14 protein-coding genes and 2 tRNA genes are annotated in these 16,520 nt (G+C 59.0%); 14 read left to right on the plus strand and 2 right to left on the minus strand.

Annotated features, from left to right (window positions below; all coding sequences use genetic code 11):
* Positions 1-17: 17 nt before the first annotated feature.
* The 7 genes from hfq (at position 18) to QRN38_RS02015 (ending at position 8,655) form a co-directional block, all read left to right on the plus strand.
* Positions 18-278 carry an RNA chaperone Hfq gene (hfq, locus tag QRN38_RS01985; RefSeq protein ID WP_002551819.1) on the plus strand — a complete coding sequence of 87 codons (261 nt, stop codon included), beginning with the start codon at positions 18-20 and terminating at the stop codon, positions 276-278.
* A 12-nt stretch (positions 279-290) separates the two neighbouring features.
* The gene (gene hflX, locus QRN38_RS01990) at positions 291-1,592 is read left to right on the plus strand and encodes a ribosome rescue GTPase HflX (RefSeq protein ID WP_057417884.1); all 1,302 of its coding nucleotides are present in this window, start codon (positions 291-293) and stop codon (positions 1,590-1,592) included.
* Between the two features lie 96 nt (positions 1,593-1,688).
* The gene (gene hflK / locus QRN38_RS01995; RefSeq protein ID WP_005763023.1) at positions 1,689-2,876 is read left to right on the plus strand and encodes an FtsH protease activity modulator HflK; all 1,188 of its coding nucleotides are present in this window, start codon (positions 1,689-1,691) and stop codon (positions 2,874-2,876) included.
* The gene (gene hflC, locus QRN38_RS02000) at positions 2,876-3,745 is read left to right on the plus strand and encodes a protease modulator HflC (protein ID WP_057417883.1); all 870 of its coding nucleotides are present in this window, start codon (positions 2,876-2,878) and stop codon (positions 3,743-3,745) included. The genes hflK and hflC overlap by 1 nt, the downstream gene beginning before the upstream one ends.
* A gap of 268 nt (positions 3,746-4,013) precedes the next feature.
* Positions 4,014-5,201, plus strand: a complete 1,188-nt coding sequence (locus QRN38_RS02005; protein ID WP_007244614.1) for an ATP phosphoribosyltransferase regulatory subunit — start codon at positions 4,014-4,016, stop codon at positions 5,199-5,201.
* A 54-nt stretch (positions 5,202-5,255) separates the two neighbouring features.
* Positions 5,256-6,548 carry an adenylosuccinate synthase gene (locus QRN38_RS02010; RefSeq protein WP_003422343.1) on the plus strand — a complete coding sequence of 431 codons (1,293 nt, stop codon included), beginning with the start codon at positions 5,256-5,258 and terminating at the stop codon, positions 6,546-6,548.
* Positions 6,549-6,720: 172 nt separating this feature from the next.
* Entirely contained in the window at positions 6,721-8,655 is a 1,935-nt protein-coding gene (locus QRN38_RS02015; protein WP_057416739.1) for a methyl-accepting chemotaxis protein, read from the plus strand.
* Positions 8,656-8,759: 104 nt separating this feature from the next.
* Here QRN38_RS02015 and QRN38_RS02020 read toward each other — a convergent pair.
* A tRNA-Leu gene (locus QRN38_RS02020) sits at positions 8,760-8,846 on the minus strand.
* Between the two features lie 160 nt (positions 8,847-9,006).
* Positions 9,007-9,093 (minus strand) — tRNA-Leu (locus QRN38_RS02025).
* Positions 9,094-9,318: 225 nt separating this feature from the next.
* Between QRN38_RS02025 and rnr the strand changes: the two genes are divergently transcribed.
* The 7 genes from rnr to dnaB all read left to right on the plus strand — a co-directional run bounded on the left by rnr (position 9,319) and on the right by dnaB (position 16,520).
* Positions 9,319-11,952, plus strand: coding sequence for a ribonuclease R (rnr, locus tag QRN38_RS02030; protein ID WP_007244615.1), 2,634 nt, complete (start codon positions 9,319-9,321; stop codon positions 11,950-11,952).
* On the plus strand, positions 11,949-12,701 hold the full coding sequence (gene rlmB / locus QRN38_RS02035; protein WP_005620859.1) for a 23S rRNA (guanosine(2251)-2'-O)-methyltransferase RlmB: 753 nt from the start codon (positions 11,949-11,951) through the stop codon (positions 12,699-12,701). The genes rnr and rlmB overlap by 4 nt, the downstream gene beginning before the upstream one ends.
* 214 nt (positions 12,702-12,915) lie before the next feature.
* Positions 12,916-13,341 carry a 30S ribosomal protein S6 gene (gene rpsF, locus QRN38_RS02040; protein ID WP_002551828.1) on the plus strand — a complete coding sequence of 142 codons (426 nt, stop codon included), beginning with the start codon at positions 12,916-12,918 and terminating at the stop codon, positions 13,339-13,341.
* A 28-nt stretch (positions 13,342-13,369) separates the two neighbouring features.
* Positions 13,370-13,600 (plus strand): 30S ribosomal protein S18, encoded by a 231-nt coding sequence (gene rpsR, locus QRN38_RS02045; RefSeq protein ID WP_002551829.1) that lies wholly within the window; start codon positions 13,370-13,372, stop codon positions 13,598-13,600.
* Positions 13,601-13,639: 39 nt separating this feature from the next.
* Positions 13,640-14,536: a YybS family protein gene (locus QRN38_RS02050; RefSeq protein WP_005620823.1), complete on the plus strand. Its 897-nt coding sequence runs from the start codon at positions 13,640-13,642 to the stop codon at positions 14,534-14,536.
* 19 nt (positions 14,537-14,555) lie between these two features.
* On the plus strand, positions 14,556-15,002 hold the full coding sequence (rplI, locus tag QRN38_RS02055; protein WP_003317208.1) for a 50S ribosomal protein L9: 447 nt from the start codon (positions 14,556-14,558) through the stop codon (positions 15,000-15,002).
* A 123-nt stretch (positions 15,003-15,125) separates the two neighbouring features.
* Positions 15,126-16,520 carry a replicative DNA helicase gene (gene dnaB / locus QRN38_RS02060; protein ID WP_003380723.1) on the plus strand — a complete coding sequence of 465 codons (1,395 nt, stop codon included), beginning with the start codon at positions 15,126-15,128 and terminating at the stop codon, positions 16,518-16,520.

The raw sequence follows: 16,520 nt of genomic DNA on the forward strand, positions 1-16,520 counted from the left end.
TTAAAGGAGTGCGGCACATGTCAAAAGGGCATTCGCTACAAGACCCTTACTTGAATACCTTGCGAAAGGAGAAGGTCGGCGTCTCGATCTACCTGGTCAACGGTATCAAGCTGCAGGGAACGATCGAGTCTTTCGACCAGTTCGTCATTTTGCTGAAAAACACTGTCAGCCAGATGGTCTACAAACACGCTATTTCCACCGTCGTACCGGTTCGCCCGATTCGCCTGCCTAGCGCTACCGACGCTGACGGCGCTGACGCCGAGCCAGGTAACGCCTGATAGGAGTCTGCCTTGTTCTTTGAGCGCCACAGTGGTGGTGAACGCGCAATTCTCGTTCATCTGGATGGTCAGGACCCTGAGGCGCGCGAAGATCCGCAGGAGTTTCAGGAGCTGGCCATATCGGCAGGTGCTGATACCGTTGCGTTTATCAACGTGCCGCGTCATCGGCCTTCGGCCAAATACCTGATTGGCTCTGGCAAGGTCGAGGAACTTCGCGACCAGGTCAAGGCCGAACAGGCCGATCTCGTTATCTTCAATCACACCCTCACGCCCAGTCAGGAACGTAACCTCGAACGTGTTTTCGAGTGTCGCGTGCTTGATCGCACGGGTCTGATCCTCGATATCTTTGCGCAGCGAGCGCGTACTCACGAAGGCAAGCTGCAGGTCGAACTGGCTCAGCTTGAGCACATGAGTACCCGTCTGGTCCGTGGCTGGACTCACCTTGAGCGACAGAAAGGTGGTATCGGCCTGCGCGGTCCGGGTGAAACCCAGCTCGAAACCGACCGTCGTCTTCTGCGGGTTCGCCTGCGGCAGATCAAGGGGCGCCTGGAGAAGGTCCGCAGTCAGCGGGACCAGGCACGTCGCGGACGTCGGCGCGCCGACATTCCTTCGGTTTCACTGGTGGGTTATACCAACGCCGGCAAATCGACGCTTTTCAACTCGGTCACCGATTCGGACGTGTTCGCCGCCGATCAGCTGTTTGCGACCCTCGATCCAACCCTGCGTCGTCTGCAACTCAACGACCTTGGGCCGATCGTACTGGCTGACACAGTGGGCTTCATTCGCCATCTGCCGCACAAACTGGTAGAAGCCTTTCGGGCGACACTTGAAGAATCGAGCAACTCCGATTTACTGCTGCATGTGATCGACTCGCACGAGCCTGACCGCATGTCGCAGATCGAGCAGGTTATGGCTGTGCTCGGTGAGATCGGTGCCGAGGGCTTGCCGATCCTCGAGGTCTATAACAAACTCGATCTGCTTGAAGGCGTTGAGCCTCAGATACAGCGCGATGCCGATGGCAAACCGCAGCGTGTCTGGGTCTCTGCCCGTGATGGTCGAGGGCTGGACCTGCTCAAGCAGGCTATTGCCGAATTGCTCGGCGACGACCTGTTTGTCGGCACGCTGCTTTTGCCTCAAAGTCTTGCCCGGCTGCGTGCCCAGTTTTTTGAACTGGGTGCGGTGCAGAGCGAAACGCATGATGAGGGCGGTGCCAGCGTGTTGGCGGTGCGATTGCCGCGCGTTGAACTCAATCGTCTGGTGAGTCGCGAAGGATTGCAGCCGCTGGAGTTCATCGAACAACACACTTTGCAATAAAAGCGCGAGAAAGCCGTTGTACGGCTTTCTCGAGCATTCTGTAGCATTGGCCGGCGCGCCGCGGGCGCGTCTTTGCTTTATCAGATGGAGAGCGCTATGGCTTGGAATGAGCCGGGTGGCAACTCGAATAATCAAGATCCCTGGGGTGGAAAACGCCGTGGCGGCGACCGCAAGGGGCCACCTGATCTCGACGAGGCCTTCCGTAAGCTGCAGGAAAGCCTGAAGGGGTTGTTCGGCGGCGGTAACAAACGTGGCAGCGATGGCGGCAGCGGCAATGGCGGTGGTTCAGGCAAGGGCGGTGGCTTTGGTCTGCTCGGCATTGGCCTGGTCGTGCTCGTCGCGTTCTGGCTCTACAGCGCTATCTATGTTGTCGATGAGCAAGAACAGGCTGTCGTGTTGCGTTTTGGCCAGTACCACGAAACCGTGGGGCCGGGCCTTAACATCTACTTCCCGCCGTTCGATCGCAAGTACATGGAAAACGTGACTCGCGAACGTGCCTACAGCAAGCAGGGCCAGATGCTCACCGAAGACGAGAACATCGTTGAAGTGCCACTGACCGTGCAGTACAAGATCAGCAATCTGGAAGCTTTCGTCCTGAACGTCGATCAGCCTGAAATCAGCCTGCAGCACGCGACTGAAAGTGCGCTGCGCCACGTCGTGGGTTCCACTGCGATGGATCAGGTACTGACTGAAGGCCGTGAACTGATGGCCAGCGAAATCAAGGAGCGTCTGCAACGTTTCCTCGATACCTACGGCACCGGTATCACCGTTACTCAGGTAAACGTGCAGAGCGCTGCCGCGCCACGCGAAGTTCAGGAAGCGTTCGATGACGTGATCCGCGCCCGTGAAGACGAGCAACGTTCACGCAACCAGGCTGAAAGCTACGCCAACGGTGTCATTCCGGAAGCCCGCGGTCAGGCTCAGCGCATCCTCGAAGATGCCAACGGCTACCGTGATGAAGTGGTTTCGCGCGCCAAGGGTGAGGCTGACCGCTTTACCAAACTGGTCGCCGAATACCGCAAGGCGCCTGAAGTCACTCGCCAGCGTCTGTATCTGGACACCATGCAGGAAGTCTTCAGCAACACCAGCAAGGTTCTCGTGACCGGTGACAAAGGGCAGAACAACCTGCTTTACCTCCCGCTCGACAAGATGATCGAAAGCAGCCGCAGCACTACCGGCAATGGCTCGGCTACCGGCACGCCATCTCAGTCCAATACTGATGCTGCCGCGCGAGCGGCCGATACTCAGCAGCGCGGTGAAGTGCGTACAAGGGAGACTCGCTGATGAGCAATAAATCGCTGATCACCCTTATTGTTGGTGTGGTACTGGCAGTCGTTGCCTGGAACAGCTTCTACATAGTGTCCCAGACCGAGCGTGCGGTTTTGCTGCAGTTCGGCAAGGTGGTTCAGGCTGACGTCAAGCCGGGCCTGCATGTGAAGGTCCCTTACGTGAACCAGGTGCGCAAGTTCGACGGACGTCTGCTGACGCTCGATGCGCCTACCCAGCGTTTTCTGACGCTGGAAAAGAAAGCCGTCATGGTCGATGCCTATGCCAAATGGCGCGTGAAGGATGCGGAGCGTTTCTATACTGCGACTTCCGGCCTCAAGCAGATTGCCGACGAGCGCCTGTCGCGTCGTCTGGAATCCGGCCTGCGAGACCAGTTCGGCAAGCGCACCCTGCATGAAGTCGTGTCGGGTGAGCGGGATGCACTGATGGCTGACATCACGGGTTCGCTGAACCGCATGGCTGAGAAAGAGCTGGGTATCGAAGTACTCGATGTCCGGGTCAAGGCCATCGACCTGCCCAAGGAAGTGAATCGCAGCGTTTTCGAGCGGATGAGTACCGAGCGTGAACGTGAAGCGCGCGAGCACCGTGCCAAGGGTAACGAGCTGGGTGAAGGCATCCGTGCCGACGCCGATCGTCAACGCCGTGTGTTGCTGGCAGAAGCCTATCGCGAGTCTGAAGAGGCGCGTGGTGATGGTGATGCCCAGGCTGCTGCGATCTATTCCAAGGCCTACGGTCAGGATCAGGAGTTCTACGCGTTTTATCGTAGCCTGCGTGCCTACCGCGAAAGCTTTGCGAACAAGAGTGACGTGATGGTGCTTGATCCAGACAGCGAATTCTTTCGCTACATGGAAAAAGCCAAGCCGTAATTAATCACCCGCCGGGCGGCAAAACCGCCCGGTGGGGTGAACGTACGGTGAAACGTGTGTATCATGCGGCAGCCGGGAAATTCCCGGCTTTTTTGCGTCTGCACGATTGATTGGCCGTCTCTGAATCAGAATGCGGCAAAGTTTTTCGAGGAAAGTGGTCCAAGGCCTGTCTCGGGCATTTGTCGTGCCCGTCATACGGCGCACCACTTTCTGCTTCACTCAAGGCTGGCCTGTAGGCTGGCCGCCTGGATCACAGGGGAATGGCGTAATGGCAACGGTTGACCGCTGGCTGCTACCAGATGGCATCGAAGAAGTACTGCCACCGGAAGCGGCGCGCATTGAAGTAGCGCGTCGTCAGGTGTTGGATCTGTTTCAGAGCTGGGGCTATGAGTTTGTCGTCACCCCGCATATCGAGTATCTGGAGTCCTTGCTGACAGGGGCGGGTTCGGATCTGGATCTGCGCACCTTCAAGGTTATCGATCCGCAATCGGGCCGGCAGATGGGCTTTCGCGCCGACATCACGCCACAGGTTGCACGCATCGATGCCCACACGCTTAAACGTGAAGGCCCGAGTCGTCTGTGCTATGCGGGCAGCGTACTGCACGCTCAGCCGCGCGCGCTGTCTTCGTCGCGCAGCCCGATTCAGCTGGGTGCCGAGTTGTACGGCGACGCAAGCCCGAGCAGTGATGTCGAGGTCATCAGTCTGATGCTGGCCATGCTGCAACTGGCCGATGTGCCAGATGTGCACATGGACCTCGGGCATGTCGGCATCTACCGTGGTCTGGCGCGTGCCGCCGGCCTGTCGGGCGAAGTCGAGCAGCAGTTGTTCGATGCATTGCAACGCAAGGCCATCGACGAAGTGGTTGCCCTGACGGCCAATCTGCCGCCAGAGCTGGCTTCGATGCTGCGTGCACTGGTTGATCTGTGCGGTGGTCGCGAGGTGCTGGATGCGGCCCGTGACCGTCTGGCTGGCGCACCTGCGCCGGTGCTGGCAGCGCTGGATGACCTGCTGGCCATCGCCGATCGTCTGGCGGCGCGCTTCCCGCAACTGCCGTTGTATTTCGATCTCGGCGAGCTGCGTGGCTACCACTACCATACCGGTGTGGTATTCGCCGTGTTCGTGCCGGGTGTGGGGCAGTCGATTGCCCAGGGCGGTCGTTACGATGACATCGGTGCCGATTTCGGTCGTGCCCGCCCGGCGACCGGCTTTTCCACTGACCTGAAAACCCTGGTCACCCTGGGGCAGGCAGAAATCGTATTACCGTCCGGTGGCATCTGGATGCCGGACAGCACGGATGCGGCACTCTGGCAGCAGGTTTGCCAGTTGCGCAGCGAAGGTCAGCGTGTGGTTCAGGCCTTGCCTGGGCAGCAGGTGAGTGCGGCGCGTGAAGCCGACTGTGACCGGCAATTGATTCAGCATGGCGAGCACTGGCAGGTAATGCCGCTGGCTTCTTGAGTATTCCTGCCGGCCGCCGCCGGCACCAAGTTTGCGTGAATGAGGACAAGTGTTATGGGTAAGAATGTCGTAGTCCTGGGCACTCAATGGGGTGATGAGGGCAAAGGCAAGATCGTTGATCTGCTGACCGAACATGCTACCGCCGTAGTTCGCTATCAGGGTGGCCACAATGCGGGCCACACCCTGGTGATCGACGGTGAGAAAACCGTATTGCACCTGATTCCGTCCGGTGTACTGCGCGAAGGCGTGCAGTGCCTGATCGGTAACGGTGTGGTGGTTGCTCCCGACGCGCTCCTGCGCGAAATCATCAAGCTGGAAGAGAAAGGCATTCCGGTGCGCGAGCGCCTGCGCATCAGCCCGTCCTGCCCGCTGATCCTGTCGTATCACGTTGCGCTGGATCAGGCGCGTGAAAAGGCCCGTGGCGAGTTCAAGATCGGCACCACCGGTCGCGGCATCGGCCCCGCTTACGAAGACAAGGTTGCACGTCGCGGTCTTCGCATCGGCGACCTGTTCCATCGCGAACGCTTCGCTGCCAAGCTGGGCGAGCTGCTCGACTACCACAACTTTGTGCTGGTCAATTACTACAAAGAGCCTGCCATCGACTTCCAGAAGACACTCGACGAGTGCATGGAATACGCTGACATGCTCAAGCCGCTGATGCTTGACGTCACCGCTGCGCTGCATGAAATGCGTCGCGACGGCAAAGACATCATGTTCGAAGGTGCCCAGGGTTCGCTGCTGGACATCGACCACGGTACTTATCCGTACGTCACCAGCTCCAACACCACTGCAGGCGGCATCGCCACAGGTTCCGGTTTTGGTCCGATGTACCTGGATTACATTCTGGGCATCACCAAGGCTTACACCACACGTGTTGGCTCGGGCCCGTTCCCGACCGAACTGTTTGACGATGTCGGTGCTTTCCTGGCCAAGCGCGGTCACGAGTTCGGTGCTACCACCGGTCGCGCCCGTCGTTGCGGCTGGTTCGATGCTGTCATCCTGCGTCGCGCTATCGAAATCAACAGCATTTCGGGTCTGTGCCTGACCAAGCTGGACGTGCTCGACGGTCTGGAAACCATCAACATCTGCATCGGCTACGAGAACGAAGAAGGCGCGGTTATCGACGCGCCTACCGACGCTGACAGCTACCTCGGCCTGCGTCCGGTCTACGAAGAAATGCCGGGCTGGAGCGAGTCCACGCTGGGTGCCAAGACCCTTGAAGAGCTGCCAGCTGCTGCACGCGCCTACATCAAGCGCGTCGAAGAGCTGGTCGGTGCGCCTATCGATATCATTTCGACCGGTCCTGACCGCAACGAAACCATCGTACTGCGTCACCCGTTCGGCTGATCCATCGCCGAGCACCACAAAGAGGGCCGCATTTGCGGCCCTTTTTGCGTTCAGCGTCGGGTGGATTCAATCCGGCAAAAAAGTGAGACTTGTGTCACGGCACGGCGCTTGCTACAAAGATGACAGAAAAGTGCCATCATTTTAGTGGCGCTGTGGGTGGAAGGATTCTCCTGTGTCTGCAGTCTTGTCTCTCTTGCAAAGTCGTTTGCTGCGCCCGGTCTTTATTGCGCTGGGCATTGCCCTTTTGGTGCAGGTCATCGTGGCGGTTGCTCTTACCCGGAGCACGGTCACGGCGCTTGAGGCGGATCTTGCCAATCGCCTGGGGGTAGATTCGCAACACCTGTCCTCGGAGCTTGAGCTGGCGAGTAGCGAAGTGACGTCGAGCCTCGACGCCCTGTCTGCCAGTACCCGCCAGCGCCTGAGTGTCGGGCTGTCGACGCGCCTGAAAGAAGAGCAGGCGCAACTGCGTGCCACGCTTGAAAAAGACCTGAGAGAATCCGCCACCGACATGGCCGAATTGCTTGCCGCCGTCGCCCCGCGAGCCATGTGGGATAACGACACGCCAACCCTTTCCGAATTTGCCCGCCGCGCCCAGCGCAATCCCAACGTGTTGTTCGTGGTTTATGACGACGCGGCGGGCGAGCACCTCACCCGCTACATGAACCGGGATAACCCGCTGGTCAGGGCGCTGCTGGCCAAGGGTGAAGGCGAGCGGGCGATGGACAAGGTTCTGAGCGCTGCGAAAAACGATCCTTCGGTGTATTACGTCGAGGCCTCTATCAGCCCCAACGGCGTGGAGATCGGCAAGGTGCGCATGGGCGTGTCCACCGCGACCGTCGAGGAGAACCTGGCGGCGCTGGACAAGCGTTTCGCCACACTCATTACCAGCGGCGAGCAACTGGTTTCCGACAGCCTTGCCAGTGCGTCCAAAGACAGCTCGACTGCCTTGCGCACGCGCCTGCAATCTGCTCAGGCAGCGGGGGTGGCAATGACCGGCAATACACGTGTTGCGGTTCAAGAAGCGGCCGAAACGCTGCGTTGGCGGATCGGCATGGGCCTGGCGCTGGTGGGTCTTGGTGTGCTGTTGTTGCTGGCTGTGGTGCTGGGGCGTCGAGTGGTCAGCAAGCTGCACCTGCTGATCGCTGCACTCAATGACCTGGCGGCGGGTGAGGGTGACCTGACCAAACGCGTCAAGCTGGACAGCAATGACGAGATCGGCGACATGTCGGCAGCGGTCAACCGCTTCATCGACAAGCTGCAACCTATTGTGCGCGAGGCCGGTGAAGTGGCGCAGCGCACGGGTGTGGAAATCGGTGTCATGAGTCAGCGCAACGCCGGGGCTGATGCCGCCGCCGAGTTGCAGCGCGACGAAGTGGCTGCCAGCTTGAAGGCGCTCGGGCAAATGGCCGACGAGGCGCAGTCGGAAAGCCACGCGATGCAGGCGGCTTTGCGTCAGGTTATCGACATCAAGCAGGCGACCGACGAAAACACCCGCACGTCCAGTCAGGTCGGCGGGTTGATCGAAGCGTTGGCCGGGCAGGTCGAGACCGGTGCACAGGTCATTGAGCGTCTGGCGCAGCAAAGCCAGCAGATCGAGGTTGTGCTGGAAGTCATCCACGGCATTGCCGAGCAAACCAACCTGCTTGCGCTCAACGCAGCCATCGAGGCCGCACGGGCTGGCGAGACGGGCAGGGGCTTTGCCGTGGTGGCCGATGAGGTGCGGGCGCTGGCCAGCAAGACGCAGAGTTCGACGGGTGATATTCAGGAGCACATCATCGCCTTGCAGCGAGGAGCAAAAGAAGCGGTGGCCGCCATCGGCATCGCTGGCCGACAGGCCAAGGAAGGGCTGGAGGTATTACGCGACAGCGCCAAGCGCCAGCAGACCGTACAGGCGTCCGTCGAGCAGGTGCATGCGGCCATTGGTCTGGCGACTCAGGCTGCCGTTCATCAGGCTGAAGGTGCCCAGGCGGTGCGCGGTCGGGTAGAGGTGATTCACGCTCAGGCCGAGAAGGCCGCCAAGGCTGTGGTCGAAACAACCGCCAGCGGGAAAGTGCTCAACGGGCTGGCTGCGCAGTTGAAGGCGAGCCTGGGGCAGTTTCGGGCTTGAATGTACGGGATCCGGCGCTGCCGCTGTAGCGCTGGGTGCACAAAGATGATTTTTGCCGAGTACAGAAAACAAAAAACCGAGCCATTGGCTCGGTTTTTTTGAATTGGTGCCCAGAAGAAGACTCGAACTTCCACGACCTTGCGGTCACCAGCACCTGAAGCTGGCGTGTCTACCAATTTCACCATCTGGGCAGCATCAGCAGCGTCTCCGCCGTTGATGGGGCGCACTATACGGCGATCGTTTTACTCTGTAAACCCCTGTTTTGATTTAATAATCAAAACCCTGGAATGCAAAAACCCGCTTTCGCGGGTTTTTGTGAGGCTTGAGACTGTTGTAGTCTGTTGCCTGAATTGGTGCCCAGAAGAAGACTCGAACTTCCACGACCTTGCGGTCACCAGCACCTGAAGCTGGCGTGTCTACCAATTTCACCATCTGGGCAGTATCGGAAGGCATCAGCCTGCCGATGGCGCGCACTATACGGAGCGCTTTTTAGACTGTAAACCCCGGCAGTGAAAAAAAGTCGAAAAAAATCGCGAGCGGCGTGTTTCGGGTGTTACAGCGTGGTCAGGCAGGCTTTTTGTCGGCTGGTTTGAGCGTGAAATTTCCCGTTTCATGAGGTCTATGCCAAACTAACCCCTATATATACAAGGTGAAAACTATCTAATGGCCGATTGGCAGTCCCTCGATCCCGAGGCCGCTCGTGAAGCGGAAAAATACGAAAACCCTATTCCCAGCCGCGAGCTGATCTTGCAGCACCTTGCCGAGCGCGGTTCGCCGGCAAGTCGCGAGCAACTGGTCGAAGAATTCGGCCTGACCACTGAAGATCAATTCGAGGCCCTGCGCCGTCGCCTTCGTGCGATGGAACGCGACGCCCAATTGATCTACACCCGTCGCGGCACTTACGCACCGGTGGACAAACTGGACCTGATCCTCGGCCGTATCTCCGGCCATCGTGACGGTTTTGGTTTTCTGGTCCCCGATGACGGCTCCGACGACCTGTTCATGAGCCCTGCACAAATGCGTCTGGTGTTCGACGGTGATCGGGCCTTGGCGCGTGTTTCCGGTCTTGACCGCCGTGGTCGTCGCGAAGGCGTGATCGTCGAAGTGATCTCGCGGGCTCATGAGACCATCGTGGGTCGCTATTTCGAAGAAAGCGGCATTGGTTTTGTTGTGCCCGACAACCCGAAAATCCAGCAGGAAGTGCTGGTCACGCCGGGTCGCAACAGCAGCGCCAAGATTGGCCAGTTCGTCGAGGTGAAAATCACTCACTGGCCAACCCCGCGCTTCCAGCCACAAGGTGATGTGGTCGAAGTGGTCGGCAACTACATGGCGCCGGGCATGGAGATCGATGTCGCACTGCGCACTTACGATATCCCGCACGTATGGCCAGAAGCCGTCCTCAAGGAAGCCGCCAAGCTCAAGCCGGAAGTTGAAGAGAAGGACAAGGAAAACCGCGTAGACCTGCGCCACCTGCCTTTCGTCACTATCGACGGCGAAGACGCTCGCGACTTCGACGATGCGGTTTATTGCGAAGCCAAGCCGGGCAAGCTGCGCTTGTTCTCCGGTGGCTGGAAGCTTTACGTGGCGATTGCCGACGTATCGAGCTACGTGAAGATCGGTTCCGCGCTGGATGCAGAATCCCAGGTTCGTGGCAACTCGGTGTACTTCCCCGAGCGCGTCGTGCCGATGCTGCCTGAGCAGTTGTCCAACGGCCTGTGCTCGCTGAACCCGCATGTCGATCGTCTGGCCATGGTCTGCGAGATGACCATCTCCAAGACCGGCGAGATGACCGACTACGTCTTTTACGAAGGCATCATTCACTCCCATGCCCGTCTGACCTACAACAAGGTCAGCACGATTCTGGAGCAGCCGAAAACCGCCGAGGCGAAAAGCCTGCGCGGCGAATACGGCGACGTGGTTCCGCACCTCAAGCAGCTTTACGCGATGTACAAGGTGTTGCTGGGTGCGCGGCATGTGCGTGGCGCGATCGATTTCGAAACTCAGGAAACCCGGATCATCTTCGGTTCCGAGCGCAAGATTGCCGAAATCCGTCCGACCACCCGCAACGATGCTCACAAGCTGATCGAAGAGTGCATGCTGGCTGCCAACGTGGCCACTGCGCAGTTCTTGAAAAAGCACGAAATTCCTGCGCTGTACCGCGTTCACGATGGTCCGCCGCCGGAGCGTCTTGAAAAACTGCGCGCGTTTCTGGGTGAGCTGGGTCTGAGCCTGCACAAAGGCAAGGACGGTCCTACGCCGAAGGATTATCAGGCGCTGCTTGAAACCGTTCGCGATCGACCTGACTACCACCTGATCCAGACCGTGATGCTGCGTTCGTTGAGCCAGGCTGTCTACAGCTCGGACAACAACGGCCACTTCGGTCTGAATTACGAGGCGTACACGCACTTCACTTCGCCGATCCGTCGTTATCCGGACCTGCTGACGCACCGTGCGATCCGCAGCGTTATCCGCTCCAAGCAGGACACCCCGCACGTCCGCCGTGCTGGCGCTGCCACGATTCCGAAGGCGCGCATCTACCCGTACGACGACGCGCTGCTCGACCAGTTGGGCGAACAATGCTCGATGAGCGAGCGCCGTGCCGATGAAGCCACGCGTGATGTGGTCAACTGGCTCAAGTGCGAGTACATGAAGGATCGCGTGGGCGAGTCGTTCCCGGGCGTGATCACGGCGGTGACCGGCTTTGGTCTGTTCGTCGAGCTGACCGACATCTATGTCGAAGGTCTGGTCCACGTCACGGCTCTGCCGGGTGATTACTACCATTTCGATCCGCTGCATCACCGCCTTGCCGGCGAGCGTACCGGGCGCAACTTCCGCCTGGGCGATACTGTTGAAGTGCGGGTCATGCGTGTCGATCTGGATGAGCGCAAGATCGATTTCGAAATTTCCGAGACGGCAGCGGCAGCAACCCCGGTCGGTCGCAAGCGTCAGGGTCGCAACACTGCGCCACCTGCTGCTGCAGCGCCGGCTGAAAAGGAAAAGGCACCTGCCAAGTCCGGTCGCCGTACAACGTCTGCCAAGGAGAGCAGTTCCGAAGCGTATCGCCCAAGCGATGCGGCGGCGAAAAACGCAGAAGTGCGTAAAAGCCGCGAACTGAAAAAAGCGCTTCTGGCTGACGCGAAGGGTGGTAGCAAGGCGTCGTCGGGAAAGTCTGACAGGTCGGGTTCTGCTCCTTCGTCGAGCAAGCCGGCCAGTAAACACCGTAAAGGCCCGCCAAAAGCGGGCTCGGCGCCAGCTGCAAAAAGCAGTGGCGCTCGTAAACCCAAGGCCAAGTCATGAGTCAGCTGGAAAAAATCTACGGCGTGCACGCCGTAGAAGCTTTGCTTCGTCATCACCCCAAGCGCGTCAAGCACATCTGGCTGGCAGAGGGTCGTAATGACCCTCGTGTTCAAACGCTGGTCGCACTGGCGAGCGAAAATCGCGTGACTATCGGTCAGGCCGAGCGTCGCGAAATGGACGCCTGGGTTGAAGGCGTGCATCAGGGCGTGGTCGCCGACGTCAGCCCGAGCCAGGTCTGGGGTGAGGCAATGCTCGATGAGCTGCTTGATCGCAGCGAGGGCCCGCCGTTGCTGCTGGTGCTTGATGGCGTGACTGATCCGCATAACCTGGGCGCTTGCCTGCGTACCGCCGATGCGGCCGGTGCGCTGGCTGTTATCGTGCCCAAGGACAAGTCTGCAACCTTGACGCCTGCTGTGCGAAAAGTCGCCTGCGGCGCTGCGGAAGTGATTCCTCTGGTGGCCGTGACCAACCTGGCCCGCACGCTGGAAAAACTTCAGCAGCGCGGCTTGTGGGTTGTCGGTACAGCAGGCGAGGCCGAGGTCGAGTTGTATCAGCAGGACCTGACCGGCCCGACGATCATCATTATGGGTGCTGAAGGCAAAGGCATGCGTCGCCTGACCCGCGAGCACTGCGACTACCTTGTGCGCCTGCCGATGGCGGGCAGCGTCAGCAGCCTCAACGTGTCGGTCGCGACCGGTGTGTGCCTGTTTGAAGCGCTGCGTCAGCGCTCCGCGAAGCGGAAGCCCTAAGCGGTTTAGCTACAAGCTACAAGTGGAAAGCCTCAAGCTGCTTGCTTTTGCTTGCAGCTTTTCACTTGCAGCTTGCAGCTGCCTTCTCTACACTTGCGCCCCTTGCTGTCACGGCAGGCGCGAATGTGCCTGTCCCTGAGCAAGACCAACAGTGTCATTCACTCCTTGTCTGACCGCTATTTGAGCGGCAGGCTACAACCCGTAAGGAGCATTCATGCGTCATTACGAAATTATCTTTTTGGTCCACCCGGATCAAAGCGAGCAAGTCGGCGGCATGGTAGAGCGTTACACCAAGCTGATCGAAGAAGACGGCGGCAAAATCCACCGTCTGGAAGATTGGGGCCGTCGTCAACTGGCCTATGCAATCAACAATGTTCACAAGGCTCACTACGTGATGCTGAACGTTGAGTGCACTGGCAAGGCCCTGGCCGAGCTGGAAGACAACTTCCGTTACAACGATGCTGTGATCCGTAACCTGGTCATCCGTCGCGACGAAGCCGTAACTGGCCAGTCCGAGATGCTCAAGGCTGAAGAGAACCGCAGTGAGCGCCGTGAGCGTCGTGACCGTCCTGAGCACTCCGACAGCGCCGATGGCGATGACGGCGACAACAGCGACGTTAGCGATAACGCTGACGAGTAATCCACGGACCTTTTGAGGAGCCAATTACATGGCACGTTTCTTCCGTCGTCGTAAATTCTGCCGCTTCACCGCTGAAGACGTCAAAGAGATCGATTACAAAGATCTCAACACTCTGAAAGCCTATGTATCCGAGACCGGCAAAATCGTTCCAAGCCGCATCACTGGTACTAAAGCACGTTATCAGCGTCAGCTGGCCACCGCTATCAAGCGTGCCCGCTTCCTGGCCCTGCTGGCCTACACCGACAGCCACGGCCGCTGAGACCAGGTAGTCGACAAAACGTAACAAAGGATAGAAAGCATGCGTGCCCTGGCTGAATTCATCATGCGCGGCCGTATGCAGGCCACTCTCGTAGTGGCTGGATGTGCGGCATTGCCGCTGTTGTTCTGGTTGAGTGCTGCCGCAGGGTGCCTTGTGCTTCTGCGACGCGGGTTCAGTGATGCCGTTGGTGTCCTGTCCTGGGCTCTGCTGCCGGCTTTGGTCTGGTGGTATTTCGGTGAGCCTCGTACAGCCATGGTGCTGGCGGGTTCGCTGAGTTTGGCAATGGTTTTGCGTGCCAGCGAGTCCTGGGTCCGCGTGCTGCTGGTCAGCGTGGCGTTGGGTGTGGTGTATGCAGTAATTCTGGGCACGGTTTTTCGCGAACCTCTGGAAGCAATGTCGCAGGAGTTGCAGAAACATCTGCCGACAATGCTGGCCGGGCTCTACGAGCAATTGAACGTAGAAGAGCGAGCGCGTCTGGGAGCACTGATTGCCCCCGTCCTGAATGGCCTGATAGCGGCTGTGCTGCAAATCGTCAGTGTGCTGTGCCTGATTATCGGGCGGTACTGGCAAGCGATGTTGTACAACCCGGGCGGTTTCGGGCGTGAATTTCGCGCCGTGAAGCTTCCACTGGTGCCTGCGTTGGCGCTGTTGGCGTGCATGTTGGTGGGTCCGAATTTCGGTCCGCAGATAGCTATGCTGACACCGCTGTGCAGTGTGCCGCTGGTGTTTGCCGGGCTGGCCCTGATTCACGGACTGGTCGCTGAAAAGCGTCTTGCCCGGTTTTGGCTGGTGGGGATGTACATCACGCTGCTGGTGTTCATGCAACTGATCTATCCGTTGCTCGTGGTAATTGCCATTGTCGACAGCCTGATTGATTTTCGCGGTCGCCGGAGTCCGAAAGATTCCGGCAATGGTCCTGCGAACGGTGAAGGTTAAAAGTTAAGAGGATTTCCACATGCAACTGATCCTTCTGGAAAAAGTCGCCAACCTGGGCAACCTGGGCGACAAAGTAAATGTTAAGGCCGGTTACGGTCGTAACTACCTGCTGCCTTACGGCAAAGCAACCGCTGCAACCGCTGCCAACGTGGCTGCGTTTGAAGAGCGTCGTGCCGAGCTGGAAAAACTGGCTGCAGACAAGAAAGCATCTGCCGAAACTCGCGCTGCCCAACTGGCTGAGCTGGAAGTGACTATCACTGCCACCGCTGGTGACGAAGGCAAGCTGTTCGGTTCGATCGGCACCCACGACATCGCTGATGCACTGACCGCCTCTGGCGTTGAAGTTGCAAAAAGCGAAGTTCGTCTGCCGAACGGCACTATCCGCAACGTTGGCGAATTCGACGTAGCCGTGCACCTGCACAGCGACGTAGAAGCGACCGTACGCGTTGTCGTAGTGGCTGCTTAAGCAGTACTGAATCGTCTGGCGGCATTGCCGTCAGAGGATTAACATCGGGCACGATCCTGTTCACAGGTCGTGCCCTTTGTCTTTGTGCCATCCCCATTCTGCAAACCCCGAATTAAAGTGGCCATGAACGATATATCCGCCCCCGAGCAATACGATCTGCAAACCGCTGCCCTGAAGGTGCCGCCACACTCCATCGAGGCTGAACAGGCTGTGCTCGGTGGTCTGATGCTGGACAACAACGCCTGGGAGCGGGTGCTCGATCAAGTCTCTGACGGGGATTTCTATCGGCATGACCACCGCCTGATTTTCCGCGCCATCGCCAAGCTGGCGGATCAGAACAGCCCGATCGATGTGGTCACGCTGGCCGAGCAACTGGACAAGGAAGGGCAGACCTCTCAAGTCGGTGGCCTGGGCTACCTCAGTGAGCTGGCGAAAAACACGCCTTCCGTGGCCAACATCAAGGCCTATGCGCAGATCGTCCGTGCGCGGGCAACGTTGCGACAGCTGATCGGCATCAGCACCGAAATTGCCGATAGCGCGTTCAACCCGGAAGGGCGCACCGCCGAAGAGATTCTTGACGAAGCCGAACGGCAGATCTTCCAGATCGCCGAAGCACGGCCCAAGACCGGCGGCCCGGTCAGCGTCAATGACCTGCTGACCAAAGCCATCGACCGTATCGACACCCTGTTCAACAGCGACAACGCCATCACCGGCCTGTCCACCGGCTACACCGACCTTGATGAAAAAACCAGCGGCCTGCAGCCGGCTGACCTGATCATCGTCGCCGGTCGTCCGTCGATGGGTAAAACTACCTTCGCGATGAACCTGGTTGAAAACGCTGTGTTACGCAGCGACAAGGTGGTGCTGGTCTACTCGCTGGAGATGCCAGGCGAATCGCTGATCATGCGTATGTTGTCGTCGCTGGGGCGTATCGACCAGACCAAGGTGCGCGCCGGTCGCCTGGACGACGATGACTGGCCGCGTCTGACCTCTGCGGTCAATTTGCTCAATGACCGCAAGCTGTTCATCGACGACACCGCTGGCATCAGCCCGTCGGAAATGCGCGCGCGCACACGCCGTATCGTCCGCGAACACGGCGAAATCGGCATGATCATGATCGACTACCTGCAGTTGATGCAGATTCCCGGTTCCAGTGGCGACAACCGTACCAACGAGATTTCCGAGATTTCCCGCTCGTTGAAAGCACTGGCCAAGGAATTCAACTGCCCGGTCATTGCCCTCTCGCAGCTCAACCGCTCGCTGGAGCAGCGCCCGAACAAACGCCCGATCAACTCCGACCTCCGGGAATCCGGAGCGATCGAGCAGGATGCCGACGTCATCATGTTCGTTTACCGGGACGAGGTGTATCACCCGGAAACCGAGCACAAGGGAATTGCCGAGATTATCATCGGCAAGCAGCGTAACGGCCCCATCGGCACCACGCGCCTGGCGTTCATCGGCAAATACACACGCTTCGAGAACCTGGCGCCGGGCAGTTACAACTTCGACGACGATTGA

The organism is Pseudomonas sp. CFBP2511 (assembly GCF_030209255.1).
Lineage (GTDB): Bacteria > Pseudomonadota > Gammaproteobacteria > Pseudomonadales > Pseudomonadaceae > Aquipseudomonas > Aquipseudomonas avellanae.